Annotated in this window: 3 protein-coding genes and 1 pseudogene; 2 read left to right on the forward strand and 2 right to left on the reverse strand. The window is 37.9% G+C overall.

The genetic code is table 11. The features are described from left to right. Together FC60_RS09735 and FC60_RS09070 are read left to right on the forward strand one after the other, a co-directional pair. The coding region (locus tag FC60_RS09735; protein WP_235806139.1) for a hypothetical protein at positions 1–198 on the forward strand (198 nt) is incomplete at its 5' end. A gap of 45 nt (positions 199–243) precedes the next feature. Beyond that, positions 244–1,185 (forward strand): hypothetical protein, encoded by a 942-nt coding sequence (locus tag FC60_RS09070; RefSeq protein WP_235806141.1) that lies wholly within the window; start codon positions 244–246, stop codon positions 1,183–1,185. 126 nt (positions 1,186–1,311) lie between these two features. Here FC60_RS09070 and FC60_RS09075 read toward each other — a convergent pair whose 3' ends face one another. After that, the gene (locus tag FC60_RS09075) at positions 1,312–1,764 is read right to left on the reverse strand and encodes a substrate-binding domain-containing protein (RefSeq protein WP_235806142.1); all 453 of its coding nucleotides are present in this window, start codon (positions 1,762–1,764) and stop codon (positions 1,312–1,314) included. Next, a pseudogene (locus FC60_RS09740) lies at positions 1,680–1,904 on the reverse strand (LacI family DNA-binding transcriptional regulator); the annotation flags it as partial. The gene FC60_RS09075 and the pseudogene FC60_RS09740, both read right to left, overlap by 85 nt.

Here is a 1,904-nt window from a genome sequence, read left to right on the forward strand (position 1 = left end):
GAAATAGCCACCGCCTTAACTTCTCTACATGTAACTATTATACAAGGAATCTGTATTACTATCCAAGCTTTAAAACAAATTCGCCTGATCGCTATATTACTAGTGAGAACCAATGTAAACGGATTAACTTTCAGCTTAATCTTTATATTACTAGTAGGACACGGACAAAATTTGAAAGAAGGCTTTAAAACTTGGTGACGTAGAACAGTAAGGTACTTGATAATTCTAAAAATAAGAATAAAAATGCAAACAAATAAGAAAGAAGAAGCTAAGATGTCAAAGAGTATTAAAGTTAAAAAAATATGCAATGGTAACAAAGAATCAAAAGATGTATTAAGCCAATATTTAAGAATTAAAGAATTAGAAAATTCATTAAATCTATATTTAAAATCGGAAATTATAAACAGCTACAAAATAAATGTTCAAATTGCATTGCTGAGATTTAAAAACACTGTTGGTTATATCAAATTTGTAGACAGAAAGTATATGAAAAACTTTTTTAATCTCAAATCTATATGGTTATCAAATATTGATACTTTTACAAAAAATAGTGAAGAAGCTGCTGATAACTTAATTGATGATAAATTTGAGGAAAAACTTGAAAAGCTAGCGCTAGACATGCCAGCTTTTATAACTAGTTTTACAGAACTAGATATAAACTCCTTTGACAAAAACGGTTTTGTAAAGGAAGAAATATCATGCTCATTAATAAAATGCGAAGAAAAATTAGGCAAGAATCGTGACTTTATTTTTATTCCTTATCAAAATATGATTCACTTATTGAGTGTAATTAAGGAGTGCCAAGCAGGTAAGCGAGAAGGTATCCTAAAAGAAACAACAATATTTGCTCGAAAAGTTTGGTATATCACGGATTATGTAAATAAAATGGACAAACTTGGAAAAGACTATTTTGAAGGTAAAAAGTCTGTGGAGCAAGTTGGCCGAGGCATGCTAGGAACGAAGTCAATGAAGTACTCAATACAAAACGAATTCAGATTGGGCATTGTGTTTCCATACAAAAAATCAAATTATGGTAATGAAGCTGGTACAAACTTAGGCATACAACCTTCTTTTTGCTTTGCGACACAATACTTCAAAAAAGAGGAACTAAGGTCATTGAATATCAAAAAAGCTGAGAGAAAATCGAGCTTTCTCCCAGCTTGTTACTGTATTGATGAAGTTTAGACGGATAACGTGCTCCCCAACCATAGGCCTAGTGGCTAAGTACGGGCAGAGAACGATGCTTAACCGCATCAACCCCTGCCCTAGCTTAGCCCAACGGCCTGTTGAGGAGGTTGGTTCGCACTTCCATCAAAAGCTATCGCGAATAATCAGGGTCGTTGGAATGATGTGGGTGGTTGGAACGCCACCTTCTTTAGTTTCCAACTTCTTTTTCAAGAGTTTCGCGGCGTCGGTTTCAATTCGCCGGGAGTCCTGACGGATGCAAGAGATCCCGGGACGCATGACGGTCATCCAGTCAAACTCTTCGTAGGTGGCGATCCCGTAATCGGTCGGGTAGGTGTAGTTGTTGTGTTGCATGGTTTGCAGTAGTTGGACAAAGACGCTAGCGTTCATCGTAAAGAAACCCACTTTCTTATTCCCGCGCTGCTCCATGATCCGTTTGATTTGGGTTTGGAAAGTTACTAGCGATTCTGATTGACCAGGGTAAGGGACCAGAATTAGATGGGTACCGTCAGGGTAACGTGTGCACGTAAAAAGCCCTGGTACCGTTTGATACGGGTACTGACCTTTTCTAGTTGCCAAGAGACAAAGTAGAGTTCGTCGTAGCCTGCAATCATCATCCGCTTGGTCATTTCTTCAACTGCCTCCGTATTATTGGTGGCGACGGAATCAAAGGTTAGAGTCTCCATCTGGCGGTCGAACATCACGATGTCGTTATTGGA

It is taken from the genome of Limosilactobacillus gastricus DSM 16045, assembly GCF_001434365.1.
Lineage (GTDB): Bacteria > Bacillota > Bacilli > Lactobacillales > Lactobacillaceae > Limosilactobacillus > Limosilactobacillus gastricus.